At 68.6% G+C, this 19,982-nt stretch carries 17 protein-coding genes; all 17 read left to right on the forward strand.

Going from position 1 to position 19,982, the window contains the following annotated elements:
• The first annotated feature begins 11 nt into the window (after nt 1-11).
• The 17 genes from ACYVBN_RS00155 (at nt 12) to ACYVBN_RS00235 (ending at nt 19,840) form a co-directional block, all read left to right on the forward strand.
• Entirely contained in the window at nt 12-566 is a 555-nt protein-coding gene (locus ACYVBN_RS00155) for a NuoB/complex I 20 kDa subunit family protein (protein ID WP_440283445.1), read from the forward strand.
• On the forward strand, nt 563-1,324 hold the full coding sequence (locus ACYVBN_RS00160) for an NADH-quinone oxidoreductase subunit C (protein ID WP_460598828.1): 762 nt from the start codon (nt 563-565) through the stop codon (nt 1,322-1,324). The genes ACYVBN_RS00155 and ACYVBN_RS00160 overlap by 4 nt, the downstream gene beginning before the upstream one ends.
• Nucleotides 1,321-2,664 (forward strand): NADH-quinone oxidoreductase subunit D, encoded by a 1,344-nt coding sequence (locus tag ACYVBN_RS00165; RefSeq protein WP_460598829.1) that lies wholly within the window; start codon nt 1,321-1,323, stop codon nt 2,662-2,664. The genes ACYVBN_RS00160 and ACYVBN_RS00165 overlap by 4 nt, the downstream gene beginning before the upstream one ends.
• Before the next feature lie 32 nt (nt 2,665-2,696).
• On the forward strand, nt 2,697-3,512 hold the full coding sequence (nuoE, locus tag ACYVBN_RS00170; RefSeq protein WP_460599775.1) for an NADH-quinone oxidoreductase subunit NuoE: 816 nt from the start codon (nt 2,697-2,699) through the stop codon (nt 3,510-3,512).
• Nucleotides 3,512-4,840, forward strand: coding sequence for an NADH-quinone oxidoreductase subunit NuoF (nuoF, locus tag ACYVBN_RS00175; protein WP_440283448.1), 1,329 nt, complete (start codon nt 3,512-3,514; stop codon nt 4,838-4,840). Before nuoE ends, nuoF begins: the two co-directional genes overlap by 1 nt.
• Nucleotides 4,837-7,416: an NADH-quinone oxidoreductase subunit G gene (locus tag ACYVBN_RS00180; protein WP_460598830.1), complete on the forward strand. Its 2,580-nt coding sequence runs from the start codon at nt 4,837-4,839 to the stop codon at nt 7,414-7,416. The genes nuoF and ACYVBN_RS00180 overlap by 4 nt, the downstream gene beginning before the upstream one ends.
• Complete coding sequence (gene nuoH, locus ACYVBN_RS00185; RefSeq protein WP_440283450.1) at nt 7,413-8,804, forward strand: NADH-quinone oxidoreductase subunit NuoH; 1,392 nt, start codon at nt 7,413-7,415, stop codon at nt 8,802-8,804. Before ACYVBN_RS00180 ends, nuoH begins: the two co-directional genes overlap by 4 nt.
• A gap of 64 nt (nt 8,805-8,868) precedes the next feature.
• Entirely contained in the window at nt 8,869-9,468 is a 600-nt protein-coding gene (nuoI, locus tag ACYVBN_RS00190) for an NADH-quinone oxidoreductase subunit NuoI (RefSeq protein WP_440283470.1), read from the forward strand.
• Nucleotides 9,465-10,259: an NADH-quinone oxidoreductase subunit J gene (locus ACYVBN_RS00195; RefSeq protein ID WP_440283451.1), complete on the forward strand. Its 795-nt coding sequence runs from the start codon at nt 9,465-9,467 to the stop codon at nt 10,257-10,259. The genes nuoI and ACYVBN_RS00195 overlap by 4 nt, the downstream gene beginning before the upstream one ends.
• Entirely contained in the window at nt 10,256-10,555 is a 300-nt protein-coding gene (gene nuoK, locus ACYVBN_RS00200; protein WP_440283452.1) for an NADH-quinone oxidoreductase subunit NuoK, read from the forward strand. Before ACYVBN_RS00195 ends, nuoK begins: the two co-directional genes overlap by 4 nt.
• A gap of 60 nt (nt 10,556-10,615) precedes the next feature.
• Nucleotides 10,616-12,472 carry an NADH-quinone oxidoreductase subunit L gene (gene nuoL / locus ACYVBN_RS00205; protein WP_440283471.1) on the forward strand — a complete coding sequence of 619 codons (1,857 nt, stop codon included), beginning with the start codon at nt 10,616-10,618 and terminating at the stop codon, nt 12,470-12,472.
• Nucleotides 12,472-14,139 (forward strand): NADH-quinone oxidoreductase subunit M, encoded by a 1,668-nt coding sequence (locus ACYVBN_RS00210; protein ID WP_440283453.1) that lies wholly within the window; start codon nt 12,472-12,474, stop codon nt 14,137-14,139. The genes nuoL and ACYVBN_RS00210 overlap by 1 nt, the downstream gene beginning before the upstream one ends.
• Nucleotides 14,136-15,680 (forward strand): NADH-quinone oxidoreductase subunit N, encoded by a 1,545-nt coding sequence (gene nuoN, locus ACYVBN_RS00215; protein WP_460598831.1) that lies wholly within the window; start codon nt 14,136-14,138, stop codon nt 15,678-15,680. The genes ACYVBN_RS00210 and nuoN overlap by 4 nt, the downstream gene beginning before the upstream one ends.
• Nucleotides 15,681-15,716: 36 nt before the next feature.
• Entirely contained in the window at nt 15,717-16,706 is a 990-nt protein-coding gene (locus ACYVBN_RS00220; RefSeq protein ID WP_460598832.1) for a polyprenyl synthetase family protein, read from the forward strand.
• A 65-nt stretch (nt 16,707-16,771) separates the two neighbouring features.
• A complete protein-coding gene (locus tag ACYVBN_RS00225) occupies nt 16,772-17,374 on the forward strand; it encodes a TetR/AcrR family transcriptional regulator (protein ID WP_440283456.1) in 603 nt (200 codons plus the stop codon).
• The gene (locus ACYVBN_RS00230; RefSeq protein WP_460598833.1) at nt 17,371-18,549 is read left to right on the forward strand and encodes a type III PLP-dependent enzyme domain-containing protein; all 1,179 of its coding nucleotides are present in this window, start codon (nt 17,371-17,373) and stop codon (nt 18,547-18,549) included. Before ACYVBN_RS00225 ends, ACYVBN_RS00230 begins: the two co-directional genes overlap by 4 nt.
• On the forward strand, nt 18,542-19,840 hold the full coding sequence (locus tag ACYVBN_RS00235; protein WP_460598834.1) for an FAD-binding oxidoreductase: 1,299 nt from the start codon (nt 18,542-18,544) through the stop codon (nt 19,838-19,840). The genes ACYVBN_RS00230 and ACYVBN_RS00235 overlap by 8 nt, the downstream gene beginning before the upstream one ends.
• Nucleotides 19,841-19,982: the final 142 nt, after the last annotated feature.

A 19,982-nucleotide genomic window follows, 5' to 3' on the forward strand; every position in this document is an offset into this window, starting at 1 on the left:
GGTCTACGGACATGGGAATCGAAGAGAAGCTGCCTGCGGGCTTCCTGCTGAGCACGGTGGAGCAGGTCGCCGGCTACATGCGCAAGAGCTCGGTGTGGCCGGCCACGTTCGGCCTGGCCTGCTGCGCGATCGAGATGATGGCGGTCGGCACCCCCGACTACGACATCGCCCGCTTCGGCATGGAGCGCTTCAGCGCCACGCCCCGGCAGGCCGACCTGATGATCGTCGCCGGCCGGGTCAGCCAGAAGATGGCGCCGGTCGTGCGCCAGGTCTACGACCAGATGCCGGAGCCCAAGTGGGTCATCTCGATGGGCGTCTGCGCCAGCTCGGGCGGCATGTTCAACAACTACGCGATCGTCCAGGGTGTCGACCACGTCATACCGGTGGACGTCTACCTGCCGGGTTGTCCGCCCCGGCCGGAGATGCTGATGAACGCGATCCTGGAGCTGCACCAGCAGATCCAGAACAGCAAGCTCGGCGTCAACCGGGTCGAGGCCGCACGCGCCGCCGAGCGCGCCGCGATGGAAGCGACGCCGACGCATCAGATGAAAGGCCTTCTCGCATGAGCGATGAGAGGAAGCCCGACGAACCCAGCGCGGAGGCGACGACCACCGACGCGGTGACGCCGAACGAGCTCGTCGAGACCACCACCGTGGGCGAGCCGGTCAGGATCGCCGACCGGCACGGGATGTTCGGTTCGTCCCTCGGCAACGACACCAGCGGGTACGGCGGGCTCAACCGCCCCGTGCTCTTCCCCGGCACCGCGAGCAAGCCCTACGGCGGCTACTTCGACGAGCTGACCGACGCCTTGCAGGCCGGCCTGACCCGGCGCGGCGGCGACTACGACGTCGCGGTCGAGCGGGTCGTGGTCGATCGCGGCGAGCTGACCCTCTTCGTGGCACGCGAGCACCTGCCGCTGGTCGCGCAGGCGCTGCGCGACGAGCCGGCGCTGCGTTTCGAGCAGTGCCTCAGCGTGAGCGGAGTGCACTACCCGCAGGACACCGCCCGCGAGCTGCACGCCGTCTACCACTTCATCTCGATCACGGGCGGCAGCAAGCGGGTGCGCGTCGAGGTCGTGGCACCCGATGCCGATCCGCACATCCCGTCGATCGTGGAGACCTACCCGGGCGCTGACTGGCACGAGCGCGAGACCTGGGACATGTTCGGGATCATCTTCGACGGCCACCCGGCTCTCACCCGCATCCTGATGCCGGACGACTGGCCCGGTCACCCGCAACGCAAGGACTACCCGCTCGGCGGCATACCGGTGGAGTACAAGGGAGCCACGGTGCCCCCGCCCAGCGACAGGAGGTCGTACAAGTGACTTCGACAACCGACGCGTATGGCGCCACCACCCACGACGTCGACGACGAGACCCCGGTGCTCAACGCCGTCGGCGGCGACTGGGACGACCTGGTCGACGAGGCGGCCGCGCTGCACGAGGAGCGCATCGTCGTCAACATGGGTCCGCAGCACCCGTCGACCCACGGCGTGCTGCGCCTCATCCTCGAGCTGGACGGCGAGACGGTCACCGAGGCCCGGGCGGGCATCGGCTACCTGCACACCGGCATCGAGAAGAACATGGAATACCGCACCTGGACGCAGGGCGTGACCTTCTGCACCCGCATGGACTACGTCATGCCGATCTTCAACGAGGCGGCCTACTGCCTGTCCGTGGAGAAGCTGCTCGGCATCACCGACCAGATCCCGGCCCGGGCGCAGGCCATCCGGGTGCTGATGATGGAGCTCAACCGGGTCACCTCGCACCTGGTCTGCATCGCCACCGGTGGCATGGAGATGGGCGCGACCACCGTCATGACCATCGGCTTCCGCGAACGCGAGCGGATCCTGCGGATCTTCGAGGCGATCAGCGGACTGCGGATGAACCACGCGTACATCCGTCCCGGCGGTGTCGCCGCCGACCTGCCCGCGGGCACCATCGACCAGGTCCGCGAGAACATCCCGCTGGTGCGCAAGGGCATCGGCGAGCTCGAGGCCCTGCTCAACGAGAACCCCGTGCTGAAGGCGCGCATGTGCGACGTCGGCTACCTGGACCTCACCGGCTGTATGGCGCTGGGTATGACGGGACCGGTGCTGCGCGCGACCGGTCTGCCGCACGACCTGCGCAAGGCCGACCCCTACTGCGGCTACGAGACCTACGACTTCGACGTGGCCGTCCGCGACAGCTGCGACGCCTACGGCCGCTACCGGGTCCGCATCGACGAGATGTACCAGTCGCTGCGCATCGTGGAGCAGGTCATCCAGCGGCTCGACGAGAACCCCGGACCGGTCATGGTCGCGGACAAGAAGATCGCGTGGCCGGCCCAGCTGGCCGTCGGATCGGACGGCCAGGGCAACAGCCTGGACCACATCCGCGAGATCATGGGCGAGTCGATGGAGTCCCTCATCCACCACTTCAAGCTGGTGACCGAGGGCTTCCGGGTGCCGCCGGGCCAGGCCTACGCCGCCATCGAGAGCCCCAAGGGCGAGATCGGCTGCCACACCGTGTCCGACGGTGCGACGCGGCCCTACCGGGCACACTTCCGTGACCCGTCCTTCAACAACCTGCAGGCCGTCGCCGCGATGGCCGAGGGCGGCTCGGTCGCCGACGTGATCGTGGCCGTCGCCAGCATTGACCCGGTGATGGGAGGCGTTGACAGGTGAGCATCGAAGAACACGTCGAGCACGAGGTCGCGGTGCCGTTCCACGAGCAGACGCCGTTGCAGCAGAGCGCCGAGCCCTACACCGCCGAGCAGCTGGAGCAGTTGCACCGCGACTCCGACGAGATCCTGGGCCGTTACCCGGTGAAGCGGTCGGCGCTGCTGCCGATGCTGCACCTGATCCAGAGCGTCGAGGGTTACGTCACCGGCCGTGGCGTGACGTTCTGCGCCGAGAAGCTGGGCCTCACCGACGCCGAGGTGTCGGGTGTGGCCACCTTCTACACCCAGTACAAGCGCCATCCCAACGGCGAATACACCGTGGGTGTCTGCACCAACACGTTGTGCGCGGTGATGGGCGGGGACCTGATCTTCGACGCCGTCTCCGAGCACCTGGGCATCGGGCACGACGAGACGACCGAGGACGGCAAGATCACCCTCGAGCGGGTCGAGTGCAACGCCGCGTGCGACTATGCGCCGGTGGTCATGGCCAACTGGGAGTTCATGGACAACCAGACGCCCGAGTCGACCATCCGGCTGGTGGACGACCTGCGTGCTGGCAAGGACGTCAGGCCGACGCGCGGCCCGGCCAAGGTCTGCGGCTTCAAGCAGATCTCCCGCACGCTGGCCGGTTTCCCGGACGGCCTGGCCGACGAGGGCGTCGGCGCGGGCGGTCCGAGCCTGGAGGGCCTGAAGCTGGCCAAGGAGCACGGCTGGCGCGCGCCGGGCGACTCCTCCGAGGTGGGCGACGAGCAGCAGAACCCCACCGGTGCCGGCCAGGACCCGCAGCCGGGTGACCCGCACACCAGCACCCAGGGGCACGGCACCGCAGAGTCCGCCAAGGAGGAGAAGTAATGGCCACCACGCTGACTCCGATCCTGACCAAGTTCTGGGACGACCCGCGGTCCTGGACGTTGGACACCTACCTGGACAACGGCGGATACCAGGCGCTCGACAAGGCCCTGGGCATGGAGCAGCAGGCGCTGGTCGACATGACCAAGGACTCCGGCCTGCGCGGTCGTGGCGGCGCCGGCTTCCCGACCGGTCTGAAGTGGTCGTTCCTGCCCAAGCCGGACGGCGGCCCCCGCTACCTGGTGGTCAACGCCGACGAGTCCGAGCCGGGCACCTGCAAGGACATCCCGCTGATGATGGCGGCGCCGCACTTCCTCATCGAGGGCGTCGCGATCACGTCATACGCCATCGGCTGCCACCACGCGTTCATCTACCTGCGCGGCGAGACGGTGCACGTCTACCGCCGGCTGATGCGTGCGGTCGAGGAGGCGTATGCCGCGGGCCACCTCGGCAAGGACATCCACGGCACCGGCTTCGACCTGGAGGTCACCGTGCACGCCGGTGCGGGCGCCTACATCTGCGGTGAGGAGACCGCGCTGCTGGACAGCCTGGAAGGCCGGCGTGGCCAACCCCGGCTGAAGCCGCCGTTCCCCGCCGTCGCGGGTCTCTACGCCCGGCCCACTGTGGTGAACAACGTCGAGTCGATCGCGTCGGTTCCGCTGATCGTCGGCCGGGGTGCCGACTGGTTCGGCGACATGGGCACCGAGAAGTCCAAGGGCTTCGGCATCTTCAGCCTGTCCGGTCACGTGACCCGGCCGGGTCAGTACGAAGCGCCCCTGGGCATCACCTTGCGCGAACTGCTGGACATGTCCGGTGGCATCCGCGAGGGTCACCGGCTGAAGTTCTGGACGCCGGGAGGCTCCTCGACGCCGATCTTCACCGACGAGCACCTGGATGTGCCGCTCGACTTCGAGTCGGTGGCCGCCGCCGGTTCGATGCTCGGCACCCGCGCCCTGCAGATCTTCGACGAGACCACCTCGGTGGTTCGGGCGGTCAGCCGCTGGACCGACTTCTACGCGCACGAGTCGTGCGGCAAGTGCACGCCGTGCCGGGAAGGCACCTTCTGGCTGAAGCAGATCATGACCCGGCTCGAGGTCGGCCAGGGCACCCAGGACGACATCGACAAGCTCGTCGACATCTGCGACAACATCCTCGGCCGTGCGTTCTGCGCGCTCGGTGACGGCGCGACCAGCCCGATCACCTCGGCCGTGCAGTACTTCCGTGAAGAGTTCGAGGCCGGCATGCACTCGCCGTGGTGGGAGGCCTTCCCGCCCGAGCGTTCGGCGCTCTTCCCGGCCGCTTCCACCCAGAAGGAGACCGCGTCCGTATGACGACCGTCACTTCATCCGCATCCGGCGGCGCGGCCGCAGCGCCGCCGCCCCCGCCGGAGAGCGTGTCCCTGACCATCGACGGTGTGCCGGTCAGCGTGCCCAAGGGCACCCTGGTCATCCGTGCCGCCGAGGAGATCGGGGTGCAGATCCCGCGCTTCTGCGACCACCCGTTGCTGGAGCCGGTCGGCGCCTGCCGCCAGTGCCTTGTCGAGGTCGCGACGCCGGGACCGGACGGGTCGATGCGGGCCATGCCCAAGCCGCAGGCCTCCTGCACCATCGAGGCCACCGAGGGCATGGAGGTCAAGACGCAGATCTCCTCGCCGGTGGCCGACAAGGCGCAGCAGGGTGTCATGGAGCTGCTGCTGATCAACCACCCGCTGGATTGCCCGGTCTGTGACAAGGGCGGCGAGTGCCCGCTGCAGAACCAGGCGATGAGCAACGGCCGGCCCAAGTCGCGCTTCGACGACATCAAGCGCACCTATCCCAAGCCGATCAACATCTCCAGCCAGGTGCTGCTGGACCGCGAGCGCTGCGTGCTGTGCGCTCGCTGCACTCGCTTCTCCGACCAGATCGCCGGTGACCCGTTCATCGCGCTGATCGAGCGCGGCGCGCTGCAGCAGGTCGGCATCTACGAGGAGAAGCCGTTCGAGTCCTACTTCTCCGGCAACACCGTGCAGATCTGCCCGGTGGGTGCGTTGACCGGCGCGGCATACCGCTTCCGGTCGCGTCCGTTCGACCTGGTGTCCACCCCGTCGGTGTGTGAGCACTGCGCCAGCGGCTGCTCGCTGCGCACCGACCACCGCCGCGGCGTGGTGCTGCGCCGGATGGCGCTGGAGGATGCGGCGGTCAACGAGGAGTGGAACTGCGACAAGGGTCGCTGGGCGTTCAAGTACGCCACCACCGACCGGCTGCAGACGCCGCTGGTGCGCGACGCGCACGGTGAACTGCGGGTCGCTTCCTGGCCCGAGGCCCTGGCCGTGGCGGCCAAGGGCATCGCGGCTGCCAAGGCGGCCGGCGGTGTCGGCGTGCTCACCGGCGGCCGGATCAGCGCCGAGGATGCCTACGCCTACAGCAAGTTCGCGCGGCTGGTGCTCGACACCAACGACATCGACTTCCGCGCCCGTCCGCTGTCCGCCGAGGAGGCCGACTTCCTGGCCAGCTCGGTCGTGACGACCGGTCCCGATACCGCGGCGACGGCCGGTGGTGCCGCAGCGCAGCAAGGCAGCACCGACGCAGACGAGCCGCGAAAAGACGTCCGCGGTGCAGTGACGTACACCGACCTCGAGCACGCTCCGTCGGTGCTGCTCGTGGGCATCGAGCCGGAGGAGGAGTCGCCGATCATCTTCCTGCGGCTGCGCAAGGGCAACCGCAACCACGGCACCAAGGTCCTGTCCGTCGCGCCGTTCGTGACACGTGGCCTGGCCAAGATGGGCGGCACGCTCATCGCGGCCGCACCGGGCACCGAGGCCGAGGTGCTGGACGCGATCACCGCGGCCACCGGAGACCTGGAGTCGACCGCCGCCGAGCTGAGCTCCGACTCGATCATCGTCGTCGGCGAACGTATGGCGACCGTGCCGGGCGCGCTGTCCTCGGTCCTCGCCCTGGCGCAGGCCAAGGGAGCACGCGTCGCGTGGGTGCCGCGGCGGGCCGGTGAGCGCGGCGCGCTCGAGGCCGGCGCCATCGGCAACCTGCTGCCCGGCGGGCGTCCGGTCGCCGACGCCGCCGCGCGCGCCGAGGTCGGCACGGTCTGGGGCGCCGCCGAGCTGCCCGCACAGCCCGGTCGCGACACCGACGCGATCCTGGCCGCCGCCGCGTCCGGCGAGCTGGCCGGCCTGATCGTGGGTGGCCTCGACCCCCGCGACCTGGCCGCGCAGCACGCCGCACAGGCCGGTCTGGACCGGGCCTTCGTGGTGTCGCTGGAGGTCCGGCAGAGCCCGTTGGCGCCCTACGCCGACGTCATCCTGCCGGTCGCCGCCCAGCAGGAGAAGTCCGGTTCCTACGTCAACTGGGAGGGTCGCGTGCGGCCCTTCGAGAAGGCCATCGAGAGCACCGCGATCTCCGACCTGCGCGCTCTGGACCTGCTCGCCGCCGAGTTGGGCGAGTTCCTGGGCACCCGCACCGTGGAGCAGGTCCGCGCCGAGATGCGCGAGCTCGGTGCCGGCGCCGGCGAACGCCCGGCGCGGCCGCGGGTCAAGTCCCGTGGTGTGCCGCGCCCGCTGATCGGCGAGGCCGTGCTGGCCACCTGGGCGCATTTGCTGGACAAGGGCGTGCTGCAGGACGGTGAGCCGTTCCTGGCCGGCACCGCCATGGCGTCCGTGGCGCGGCTGTCGTCCGCGACCGCAGCCAGTGTCGGCGTGCACGAGGGTGAGCGAGTGCGGGTGTCGACCAAGGACGGGGCGATCACCCTGCCGGTGGTCCTCACCGAGATGCCCGACTACGTCGTGTGGTTGCCGACCAATTCGACCGACAGCGCGGTGCGTGCCACCCTCGGTGCCGACGGTGGCGCGATCGTCACGCTGGCCAAGGCGCCGGCGGCCGTCACCGACCAGTCCCCAACCGAGGAGAGTGTTCAGTGAACCTCGTCGCCCTCGCCGGTCCGGCGCTGGCCGCCAGCACCGACAACCCGGCGGCCGACTTCAGCGACACGCCGTGGTGGCTGTCGCTGATCAAGGCGGTGTTGCTGTTCGTCTTCCTGCTGCTCAACACGCTGATCGTGATCTGGTTCGAGCGGCGCGTGATCGGCCGGATGCAGGAGCGTCCCGGCCCCAACCGCACCGGACCCTTCGGTCTGCTGCAGACGCTGGCCGACGGTGTGAAGCTGGCGTTGAAGGAAGACATCACGCCCCGCAAGGCCGACAAGCTGATGTTCGTGCTGGCACCGATCATCGCCGGCGCGATGGCGTTCGTGTCGTTCGCGATCATCCCGTTGTCCGGCAACGTGTGGATGTTCGGCCACTACACGCCGCTGCAGCTGACCGACGTGCCGGTCGCCGTGCTGCTGGTGCTCGCCGTCGCGGGTGTCGGTGTCTACGGCATCGTGCTGGCCGGCTGGTCGTCGGGTTCGACATACCCGCTGCTGGGCGGTCTGCGCTCCAGCGCCCAGGTGATCTCCTACGAGATCGCCATGGGCCTCGCCCTGGTCGCCGTCTTCCTGTATGCCGGGTCGATGTCGACCAGCCAGATCGTGCTGGCGCAGAAGAGCTTGTGGTACTGCATCCCGGCGTTCTTCTCCTTCGGCGTCTACATCATCACCATGGTCGGCGAGACCAACCGGCTGCCGTTCGACCTCGCCGAGGGTGAGGGCGAGTTAACCGGTGGTTTCCACACCGAGTACTCGTCGCTGAAGTTCGCGATGTTCTTCCTCGGCGAATACGTCAACATGTTCACCGTCTCCGCACTGGCCACCACGCTCTTCCTCGGCGGCTGGCAGGCACCTCCCGGCATCGCCGCCATCGGCGGCGGCATGTTCAACGGCGGCTGGTGGGGCCTGTTGTGGTTCGTCATCAAACTGTGGCTGTTCATGTTCTTCTTCGTCTGGCTGCGCGGCTCGCTGCCGCGTGTCCGATACGACCAGTTCATGCGGCTGGGCTGGAAGGTGCTCATCCCGAGCACCCTGGTGTGGGTTGTCGCGGTCGCCTTCCTGCGCGCCTCCAACGAGGGCTTCCTGGGCGACAGCATGGTGTTCGGTGGCCGGATCCACCGGTCGACGCTGATCACCATCGTGATCATCGTGCTGCTGGTGCTGGCGGCCGCCTGGATCTACGACTACAAGGCCGCAGCCCGGGAGAAGGCCGTCGCACCGCAGGCCACCGAGATCGACCCCTTCGCCGGTGGTTACCCGGTGCCGCCGTTGCCGGGGCAGCAACTGCGTGAGCCCGCCCCGGCCCTGACCGCGTCGGCGGCATACCAACCCGAGCGCTTCGACAACGCGACCGATTCCGAGGAGGAAGAGACTCGTGGCTGACAACAAGAAGTCGAGCGGCGCCCACGCCGCCCAGGGTGACGAGCAGCAGAACCAACAGGGTTTCCTGTCCGAGCTCTTCGCCCCGGTGGCCGGCTTCGGGGTGACCTTCTCCACGATGTTCCGCAAGGTCACCACCGAGGAGTATCCCGAGGAGAAGCGGCCCACCCAGCTGCGTTTCCACGGCCGGCACCAGCTCAACCGGCACCCGGACGGCCTGGAGAAGTGCGTCGGCTGCGAGCTGTGCGCCTGGGCGTGCCCGGCCGACGCCATCCTGGTCGAGGGCGCCGACAACGACGACGCGTCGGGTCAGCGTTTCTCGCCGGGTGAGCGTTACGGCCGCGTCTATCAGATCAATTATCTGCGCTGCATCTTCTGCGGACTGTGCATCGAGGCCTGCCCCACGCGCGCGCTGACGATGACCAACGAGTACGAACTCGCCGACGACAACCGCGCGGACCTGATCTTCACCAAGGACCAGCTGCTCGCGCCGTTGCAGCCCGGTATGACGCCCGCCCCGCACCCGATGGTGCAGGGCATGGAGGAGCGCGACTACTACCAGGGCAAGGTGACCGGCGCGACGTCCGAGCAGGAGGAGTGGGTGCGTGAGCATCACTCCGGCGACGACGCGATGGCGTCCTCCGACGCGGAAGGAAAGACGGCATGAGGCTCGGTGGTGCGGAGGCAACACTGTTCTTCTTCGGTGCCCCGCTCGCAGTGGCCGGTGCGCTGGCGCTGCTGTTCGCGCGCAAGGCAGTGCACGCCGCGATGGGCATGGCGCTGACGATGGTGCTGCTCGGTGTCTTCTACATCGCCGAGCAGGCCGAATTTCTCGGCATCATCCAGGTCTTCGTCTACTCCGGCGCCGTGATGATGCTCTTCCTCTTCGTGGTCATGCTGGTCGGTGTCGACTCCTCCGACTCGCTGGTGGAGACCATCAAGGGCCAGCGTGTCGCCGGCCTGCTGCTCGCCCTGGCGGTGATGGTCAGCATGCTGGTCAGCGTCGCCAAGATCAGCTTCGGCACCGCCAAGGGGCTGGACAAGGTCAACGGCAGCACCGGCAACGTCAGCGGGCTGGCCAACCTGATCTTCGGTCCCTACGTGTGGGCCTTCGAGGTCACCTCGGCGCTGCTGATCACCGCCGCGCTCGGCGCGATGATCCTGGCGCACCGCGAGCGGCTGCGCCCGAAGGCGTCGCAGGCCGATTGGTCGCGCGGCCGCATCCGCCGCAACGAGTACGTCGCGGGTCTGCCGGTGCCGGGTGTCTACGCCCGGCACAACGCTGCCGACGTGCCGGCGCTGCTGCCGGACGGCACACCCGCCGAGCCCTCGGTCCAGCGAGTCCTCAAGGCACGCGGCCAGGTCGGCTCGGCCGGCGGTTACGTCGCCGCTGCCCAGGAGATCGAGGGCGAGGCCGGAGACATGACGAGCAAGGAAGTCGGTGACCGTCAGTCATGACACTCACGTCATACATTTACCTGTCGGTGATCCTGTTCTCGATCGGCAGCGCCGTGGTGCTGCTGCGTCGCAACGCGATCATCGTGTTCATGGGCATCGAGCTGATGCTCAACGCCGCCAACCTCGCCTTTGTGACCTTCGCGCGCATGCAGGGTTCGCTGGACGGCCAGGTCATCGCGCTGTTCGTGATGGTGGTCGCTGCCGCCGAGGTCGTGGTCGGCCTCGCGATCATCATGGCCATCTTCCGCGCCCGCAGGTCCGTGTCGGTGGACGACGCCAACCTGCTGAAGCTGTGAGCTCGAGGAGTATTCGTGACCTTGCATGACGCCACCGGTGTGGCATCGATCGGCTGGCTGATGATCGGCCTGCCCGCCCTGGGCGCAGCGCTGCTGCTGCTCGGCGGGAAGAAGCTGGACAAGGCGGGCCCGATCGTGGCCGTGCTGCTGTCCTGGGCCTCGTTCGTCATCGGCCTGCTGATCCTGCTGCAGTTGCGCGGCAAGCCGGCCGACGAGCGGTCGCTGCACCTGCACCTCTACTCCTGGCTGCCCGCCGGAAAGCTGCACCTCGACGCGGGTCTGCTGCTGGACCAGCTGTCGCTGACCTTCGTCATGCTGATCACCTTCGTCGGGTCGCTGATCCTGGTCTATTCGCTGGGCTACATGGAGCACGACCCGGACAAGCGCCGGTTCTTCGCCTACCTCAACCTCTTCGTCGCCAGCATGCTGCTGCTGGTCCTCGCCGACTCCTACCTGCTGCTGTTCGTCGGCTGGGAGGGCGTGGGCCTGGCGTCATACCTGCTGATCGGCTTCTGGAACTGGAACCCCGCCTACGCGACGGCCGCCAACAAGGCATTCTTCCTCAACCGCATCGGCGACATGGGCATGCTCATCGCGATGTTCGTGATGTTCTGGGCGTTCGGCCGGATCGACTTCGCCGGAGTCAACGCCGGTGTCGCACACGCCGGCAAGGGCACCCTGCTGGCGATCGGCCTGTGCCTGCTGGTGGCCGCCTGCGGCAAGTCCGCGCAGTTCCCGCTGCAGTCCTGGCTGGGCGACGCGATGGCCGGCCCGACACCGGTGTCCGCGCTGATCCACGCCGCGACGATGGTGACCGCCGGTGTCTACCTCATCGTGCGCAGCCACGTGATCTTCAACGCCTCGGAGAACGCCCGCCTGGCGGTGTGCATCGTCGGCGCCATCACCCTCTTCGCCGGCGCGGTCATCGGTTGCGCCAAGGACGACCTGAAGAAGGCACTGGCCGCCTCCACCATGTCGCAGATCGGCTACATGGTGCTCGCGGCTGGTCTGGGCCCGGTGGGCTACGCCTTCGCGATCTTCCACCTCGTCACGCACGGCTTCTTCAAGGCCGGCATGTTCCTCGGCGCCGGCTCGGTCATGCACGGCATGAACGACCAGGTCGACATGCGCCGCTTCGGTGGACTCGGCACGGTCATGAAGATCACCTGGATCACCTTCGGCCTCGGGTTCCTGGCCATCATCGGGTTCCCCGGGCTGTCCGGCTTCTGGTCCAAGGACAAGATCATCGAGGCCGCCTTCGAGGGCAGCGGCTGGAAGCCGTGGGTCTTCGGCCTCACCGCGCTCATCGCCGCGGGCATCACCGCGTTCTACATGTCGCGGATGTTCTTCATGACCTTCATGGGCAAGCGCCGGTGGACCGAGGACGTGCACCCGCACGAGTCGCCGCTGACGATGACCGTCCCCATGATGGTGCTGGCCGTCGGCTCCGCCTTCCTCGGCCTCATCCTGGGCCCAACCGGCATCATCAGCGACTGGCTGGAGCCGGTCGTCGGCAAGCACGAGGCCGGCAGCGCGGTGCTCGGGCAGTACCCGCTGATGGTGGCCACCTTCGTGCTGATGGTCATCGGCATCGCGATCGCCTGGAAGATGTACTGGCGCGACGACGTGCCGATCACTCCACCGGTCGGCTCGCCGCTCACCCAGGCCGCCCGTCGTGACCTCGGTCAGGACGACTTCAACCAGGCCGCCATCCAGCGTCCCGGTCTGCACCTGACCCGCTCCCTGGTCTTCTTCGACAACAAGGTCGTCGACGGCGTCGGGAACGGCTCGGCAGCCGGCATCGGTGGCAGCTCCGCTCGACTGAAGAAGATGCAGAACGGTTTCGTGCGTACTTACTCCCTGACGATGCTCGTGGGCGTCGTCGCAATCCTCGGCGCCTGGTGGGTGGTGCAGTGATGTCGAACTTTCCCTGGCTGACGACGATCGGCGTCATACCCCTGGTGGGCGCCGTCGTCATCGGGCTGCTGCCCAAGGGCGCCACCCGCAACTCGCGGGTCGTGGCGCTGGCCTTCTCGCTGATCACCCTGGTCGTCGGCATCGTCGCCGCGACGCAGTTCAAGACCGGCGGCGGTCACGGGCAGTTCCAGCTGACCGAGACCCACTCGTGGATCCCGCAGTTCGGGGTCTCCTACGCCGTCGGCGTCGACGGTATGGCGCTCACGCTCATCCTGATGAGCCTGGTGCTGGTCCCGGTGTCGCTGATCGCGGCCTGGAACGACGTGCCCGAGGGCGGGCGCCGCGAGCAGGGCTACTTCGCACTGCTGCTGGTGCTCGAGACGTTCATGATCGGCGTCTTCGCCGCGACCGACGTCTTCCTGTTCTACGTCTTCTTCGAGGCGATGCTGATCCCGGTCTACTTCCTGATCGGGCTGTACGGCGGCCCGCGCCGGCAGTATGCCGCGGTGAAGTTCCTGCTCTTCTCGCTGCTGGGCGGGCTGATCATGCTGGTCGCGGTCATCGCGCTCTACCAGCAGGGTCCCGGTGGCGACCACGGCTTCCTGGTGAGCACGCTGACCGGGCTGCACATGTCCGAGAGCACCGAGCGGCTGCTGTTCGTCGGCTTCTTCATCGCCTTCGCGATCAAGGCGCCGATGTGGCCGGTGCACACCTGGCTGCCGGATGCGGCGACCGAGGCCAAGCCGGCCGTCGCCGTGCTGCTGGTCGGCGTGCTCGACAAGGTCGGCACGTTCGGGATGATCCGCTTCTGCCTGCAGCTCTTCCCGAACGCCAGCAAGTGGGCGACCCCGGTCGTCATCATCCTGGCGCTGATCTCGATCATCTACGCGGCGATCGCGGCCATCGGCCAGAACGACATGATGCGGCTGATCGCCTACACCTCGGTGAGCCACTTCGGCCTGATCGTGCTGGGCATCTTCGCGGTGACCCAGACCTCGCTGGTCGGCTCGCAGCTCTACATGATCAACCACGGCTTCACGACGGCGGCGCTGTTCCTCTTCGTGGGCTTCCTGATCATCCGCGGCAAGAGCAAGAACATCACCGACTACGGCGGCTGGCAGCGCACCACCCCGGTGCTCGCCGGCGTGTTCCTGACCGCCGGCCTGTCCGCGCTGTCCCTGCCGGGCCTGAACTCCTTCGTCTCGGAGTTCCTGGTGCTGGTCGGCTCCTTCCAGCGCTACCCGGTCGCCGCCGGGATCGCGGTGGTCGTCGTGGTGCTCGCGGCGCTCTACATCCTGCTGATGTACAAGAACGTCTTCACCGGCCCGAAGCAGGCGCTGGTGGCCGCACCCGACGGCACCCTGGCGCTCGGGCCGGACGGGCTGCGGCCCAGGACCGGCATCACCACCACGCTGTTCGACGAGCCCGAGATCGACAAGGAGGACGTCCCCGAGCAGGCGCGGGTGCGCGGATCCGACATACAGGATCTGAACACGCGTGAGCGTCTGGTCGCCGGCATCCTCATCGCGATCATGCTGGTGCTCGGCTTCTTCCCGAAGCCCGCGCTCGACCTGCTGCGTCCCGCGGTGGACTCGACCCTGCAGCACGTACACGTCCACGACCCGGCACCGCACGCCGGCGTCACCACCGAGGGGAGCAGCAAGTGACCTCGCCCGCCGCGTTCACGCAGGCACACATCTCGTATGCCGCTGTCGTGCCGATGCTCGTCATCTTCGGCGCGGCGATGGTGGGTGTCCTCGTCGAGGCCTTCCTGCCCCGCGCCCAGCGTTACTGGGCGCAGGTCGGTGTGACATTCGTCGGCATCGTGGCCGCCTTCCTCACCCTGGTGCTGATCTCGCGGGACAACCGCGGCATCACCGCCGCGGACGCGGTCGTCGTCGACGGCCCGGCGCTGCTGCTGCAAGGCACCATCCTGGTGATCTCGTTCTTCGCGGTCATGCTGATGGCCGAGCGGTTCGACACCCCGGCGGCGGACGCGTTCACCCAGTCGGGTGCTTCGGTGCCCGGCTCGCCCATGGAGACCAACGCCGTCAAGCTGGGCGCGACCACGACCGAGGTCTTCCCGCTCGCGCTCTTCTCCATCGGCGGGATGATGCTCTTCGTCGCGGCCGGTGACCTGCTGGTCATGTTCATCGCGCTCGAGGTGCTCTCGCTGCCGCTCTACATCCTGACCGGGCTGGCCCGCCGCCGACGGCTGCTGTCGCAGGAGGCGTCGCTGAAGTACTTCCTGCTCGGCGCGTTCTCCTCGGCGTTCTTCCTCTTCGGCTCCGCCCTGGTCTACGGCGCGACCGGATCGATCAAGTTCGGCGAGATCGCCAACGCGGTCGGCACGGTCACCGGCCGGGACGACATCATGATCCCGGGTGTGTTCCTGATCGCGGTCGGTCTGCTCTTCAAGGTCGGTGCCGTGCCGTTCCACACCTGGACGCCGGACGTCTACCAGGGTGCCCCGAGCCCGGTCAGCGGCTTCATGGCCACGACCGTCAAGGTCGCCGGTTTCGGCGCAATGCTGCGGCTGTTCTACGTCGCGCTGGAAGGACTGCGCTGGAACTGGCAGCCGATCGTGGCGATCGTGGCCGTGCTCACGATGGTCGTCGGTGCCGTGTTCGCGGTCACCCAGACGGACATGAAGCGGCTGCTGGCCTACAGTTCGATCTCGCACGCCGGCTTCCTGCTGGTCGGCGTGGTGGCCCTGAACAAGACCGGCCTGTCCGGGACGATGTTCTACCTGGTCGCCTACAGCTTCACCACGCTGGCCGCCTTCGGGATGATCCCGCTGGTGCGGTCGGCCGGTTCGGAGGCGACCCACCTGTCGCAGTGGGCCGGTCTGGGCAAGACCAGCCCGGTGCTCGCGGCGACGTTCTCCTTCCTGCTGCTCGGTTTCGCCGGCATCCCGCTGACCTCCGGGTTCACCGCGAAGTTCGCGCTGTTCTCCGGCGCGGTCGGCCACGGCTCGACCTGGCTGGTGGTCATCGCCATGTTGATGAGCGCGGTCACCGCGTTCGTCTACATCCGGATCATCGTGCTGATGTACTTCTCCGAACCGACGGGCGACACGCACGTGCTGATGCCGTCGGCGTTGACCGGCATCGCGGTGACGGTGGGCGCACTGGCGACGCTGGTCCTCGGCGTGGCTCCGGCCCCGCTGCTGAACCTGGCGCAGCACTCCGCGCTCTTCCTTCGATGAAGGGTCGCGTCGACCGAGTAGGCGGCGGGGGCCTCGATGAGTAAAGCCGCGACGTTGATGCCGTCGGCCAGCGGGGCGCTGGCCGACCGGCTCACCGCCGGGCTGGGATCGGTCGAGTCCCGGCTGGCCGAGGTGGTGCAGCACGAGGACGAGTTCATCGCGGGTGCCTCGCAGCACCTGCTGGGCGGCGGGAAGCGGTTCCGCCCGTTGCTGACCCTGCTGGCCTCCGAGCTCGGCACCGGCGTCAACGAGGCAGTGATCGACGCCGCCGTCGGGGTCGAACTCACCCACATCGCCTCGCTCTACCACGACGACGTGATGGATGCCGCCGAACGACGCCACGGCAAGACCAGCGTCAACGCCGAGTACGACAACATCACCGCCATCATCGTGGGTGACCTGCTCTTCGGACGTGCCTCGGAGATCGTGGCCGGCCTCGGCAGCGAGGCCGCGCGCATCCAGGCGCAGACCTTCGTCCGGCTCTGCGCCGGCCAGATCCGCGACGACCGGCAGGCGCCGGTCGACGCGGACCCGATGGAGCACTACCTCGGGGTGCTGGCCGACAAGACCGGTTCGCTGATCGCGACGGCCGCCCGGTATGGCGCGATGTTCGGCGGATGCCCCGCCGAGACCGTAGAGATCATGCGCCAGTACGGCGAATTCGTGGGCATGGTCTTCCAGCTGTCCGACGACGTGCTGGACATCGCCTCGGACGGTTCGTCCGGCAAAACCCCGGGCACCGACCTGCGCGAGGGCGTCACCACCCTGCCGGTCCTCTACGTCCGGGCGTCCGAGGACCCCGCCGACGCCCGGCTGCAGGACCTCGTGTCTCGTCCACTGCTGGACGACGCCGAGCACGCGGAGGCGCTGGAGCTGCTTCGTGCGCACCCCGCCCTGGAGCAGGCTCGGCGCCATACGGCTGCGGTCGCGGAGCAGGCCGTCGCGCTGCTGGAACCGCTGGGCGACAGCGACGCCCTCGCGGTGCTGCGCGACCTGCCCGGCCAGGTGGCCTCGCGCACCGTCTGACCGGTCCGCGAACCGGGCGGCGCTTTCATGGTCGGCCGTCCAACTTCGCCGCTAGACTGACTGCCATGTCACGGCTGTCAGCGCAGGATCGTCGGGTCGAACTCATCGATGCGACCGTGCGGGTCGCGGTCGCGGAGGGGCTGGACGCCGCGACCGTGCGGCGGATCGCGCAGGAGGCCGGTGTGCCGCTGGGCACCGTGCACTATTGCTTCGGGTCCAAGGCCGCACTGATCAGCGCAGTCGCCGACAGCATCGAGCAACCCACCATCGACGTCACCCTGCTGGAGACGCTGCCGACCGACCAGGCACTCCTGACGGCGTTCCGTGCCTACTGGGAGCAGATCGGCAGCGACCGGCGCCGCCAGCTGTTGATCTACGAGCTGCTCGCGCACCTGTCCCGTGGCGACGTGGCCAGCCGGCAGATCGCCCGCAAACTCCTCGATCGCGCGTATGGCGCCGTGCTGGGCGCCATCCGCCGCTATGCCGAGGACCTCGGCCGGACCATGCCGGTCGAGCCCGAGGTGCTGGCCCGTTTGGTGATCGCGGTGACCGACGGCGTGAGCCTCGCCTGGATCGTCAACAGCGACGATGCCCAGGCGCAAGTGGTGATGGAGACCTTCGCGCGGCTGCTGGCCGGCGCGATCGACCAGGGATCGGGGCCGGCGTGAGGCTGGGCCCCGGACGCAGTGCGCGCAGCGGCGCGGCCGGCGTCTGGGACGCGGTGACCACGGCCTGTGCACCGGTCGCGGCGCTGGACCTCGCGGCCTGCGAGCACAACGTCGCGGAGATGCGCGGGCGGGCCGGTGGCCTGCCGATCCGGTTGGCATCCAAGTCGATTCGGGTGCGCGGGCTGATCGACATGGTGCTCGGCGAGCCGGGCTACCACGGGGTGCTCGCCTATTCGGGTGCGGAAGCGCGGTGGCTGGCCGAATGCGGTGTGGACGACGTGCTGGTCGCCTACCCGACGGTCGACTCCGTGACGATCTCGGCGGTGGCGGCCGACCCGGTCCTGCGTGAACGGGTCACCTTCATGGCCGATCTGCCGGATCACCTGCGGCTCATCGACGCGGCCGCGGGCGGCGCGCGGGTGCGGGTGTGCCTCGATGTCGACAGCTCGCTGGACCTCGGGCCGGTCCACCTCGGGGTGCACCGATCGAGTGTGCACTCCGCATCGCAGGCCGCCGAATTCGCCCGCCACGCAGCCCGGTTCGCGTCGATCCGGCTGGTGGGCCTGATGTTCTACGACGCACAGATCGCCGGCATGCAGGACACCGGCGCCGCCATACGGCTGGTGAAGCGGAAGTCGGCGGACGACCTGCGGGTCCGGCGCCAGGAGGTGCGGGCGGCGGTCGAGCGCTACGCCGAGCTGGAGCTCGTCAACGCCGGCGGCACCGGCAGCCTGCACGCCGACTGGGACAGCTCGGTGACCGAACTCGCGGCCGGCTCGGGGCTTTTCGCCCCAACGCTGTTCGACGGGTATGACGGCACCGACCTGCACCCTGCGGCCTACTTCGGCACACCGGTGGTCCGCAAGCCACGACGGGACGTGGTGGTCGCCTTCAGTGGCGGGTATGCCGCCTCCGGCGTCGCCGGGCCGTCCCGGTCGCCGCAGCCGGTCCATCCGGTCGGCTTGGAGCTGATCCGCACCGAGGGTGCCGGCGAGGTGCAGACACCGTTGCGCGGCAAGGCTGCTCGAGACCTGCAGGTGGGAGACCTGGTGTGGTTCCGGCACGCCAAGGCCGGTGAGATGTGTGAGCGGTTCGACGAGATCGTGCTGGTGCGTGACGGGGCGATCGTGGACCGGATGCCGACCTACCGCGGAGAGGGGCAGAACTTTGGCTGAGTGGAGCAACTGGGCCGGCACGGTCACCAGCCACCCGCAGGAGACGGTCACGGTGCACGACGTCCCGCATCTGCAGCTGCTCTGCGAGGAGTCGATGCGTGCCGGGCGCAGGGTGAAGGCGGTCGGCGCCGGCCATTCGTTCACCGGCATCGCCGAGCCGACCGACGTGCTGGTCCGCATGGACCGGCTCTCCGGAGTGCGCTCGGTCGACGAGGCGACCGGCCGGGTGTGGGTGCATGCCGGGACGCCGCTGCACGTGCTGGGGCCGGAGCTGCACCGCCGCGGTCTGGCGATGACCAACCTGGGTGACATCGATCGGCAGACGATCGCCGGTGCCGTCTCGACCGGCACCCACGGCACCGGCGCCGGTTTCACCGGCTTGGCGGGTCAGCTGACCGGTGTCGAGCTGGTGCAGGCCGACGGTGCACTGCTGCGTGTGACGGATACCGAGAACCCGCAGCTGCTTCCGGCCGTGGCCCTCAGCCTGGGCGCCCTGGGCATCGTCACCGCGCTGGAGATCCAGTGCGTGCCGACATTCCTGCTGCACGCGGTGGAGGCCCCGGCCACGCTGGACGAGGTGCTCGACGGCATCGACGAGTACGTCGACGGCACAGACCATTTCGAGTTCTACTGGTTCCCGCACACCGACCGGGTCCTCACCAAACGCAACACCAGGCTGGCCGACCCAGCGCAACGCAGGCCACTGCCGGCCTGGCGCTCCCGGATCGACGACGATCTGTTGTCCAACAAGCTGTTCGGCGTGCTCAACAGGGCGACCACCCGGGCGCCACGCATCATTCCCGCGCTCAACCAGGTGTCCGCTCGCGCCCTCTCCCGGCGCGAGTTCACCGACTGGTCCTATCGGGTCTTCGCGTCCGAGCGGGACGTGGTCTTCCGGGAGAGCGAGGTCGCCATACCTCGCGCGGCGGTGCCGGACGTGCTGCGCGAGCTGCGGTCCTGGTTGTCCCGAAAGGTGGAGGTGGTGACCTTCCCGGTCGAGGTGCGCTTCGCGGCGGCGGACGACCTCTGGCTGTCGACGGCCTATCGGCGTGAGTCCGGCTACATCGCCATACATCAGTATGCCGGGCGCGACCACCGCCGCTATTTCGAAGCGTTCTGGTCGATGCTCGCCGGCCTCGACGCTCGTCCACACTGGGGCAAGATGCACGAACTCGACGCTGCCGCACTACGTTCGCGCTACCCCCGATTCGACGACTTCGTGGCGCTGCGCGACCGGCTCGACCCGCAGTTCGTCTTCAGCAACCCCTACCTGGACCGCGTCCTGGGCTGACCGTCCGCAGACCCGACCCCGACCGGCCCGCCCCACCCCTACTTACCGAGCGGAGACAAAACCATCCAGCGGACACGATCCGGCGCCCATTTCCGGGCGATTTTCGTGTCCGGTCGGTGCATAATGTGTCCGGTCGGTGCAT

The sequence above is a fragment of the Flexivirga lutea genome, from assembly GCF_054778955.1.

Excerpts from the sequence above, each read along its gene's own strand:
- ACYVBN_RS00210 (WP_440283453.1), top strand. The coding sequence starts at position 12,472 with ATGTCGAACTTTCCCTGGCTGACGACGATCGGCGTCATACCCCTGGTG.
- ACYVBN_RS00225 (WP_440283456.1), top strand. The coding sequence starts at position 16,772 with ATGTCACGGCTGTCAGCGCAGGATCGTCGGGTCGAACTCATCGATGCG.
- nuoL (WP_440283471.1), top strand. The coding sequence starts at position 10,616 with ATGATCGGCCTGCCCGCCCTGGGCGCAGCGCTGCTGCTGCTCGGCGGG.
- ACYVBN_RS00180 (WP_460598830.1), top strand. The coding sequence starts at position 4,837 with ATGACGACCGTCACTTCATCCGCATCCGGCGGCGCGGCCGCAGCGCCG.
- ACYVBN_RS00160 (WP_460598828.1), top strand. The coding sequence starts at position 563 with ATGAGCGATGAGAGGAAGCCCGACGAACCCAGCGCGGAGGCGACGACC.
- ACYVBN_RS00220 (WP_460598832.1), top strand. The coding sequence starts at position 15,717 with ATGAGTAAAGCCGCGACGTTGATGCCGTCGGCCAGCGGGGCGCTGGCC.
- nuoK (WP_440283452.1), top strand. The coding sequence starts at position 10,256 with ATGACACTCACGTCATACATTTACCTGTCGGTGATCCTGTTCTCGATC.
- ACYVBN_RS00195 (WP_440283451.1), top strand. The coding sequence starts at position 9,465 with ATGAGGCTCGGTGGTGCGGAGGCAACACTGTTCTTCTTCGGTGCCCCG.
- ACYVBN_RS00155 (WP_440283445.1), top strand. The coding sequence starts at position 12 with ATGGGAATCGAAGAGAAGCTGCCTGCGGGCTTCCTGCTGAGCACGGTG.
- nuoF (WP_440283448.1), top strand. The coding sequence starts at position 3,512 with ATGGCCACCACGCTGACTCCGATCCTGACCAAGTTCTGGGACGACCCG.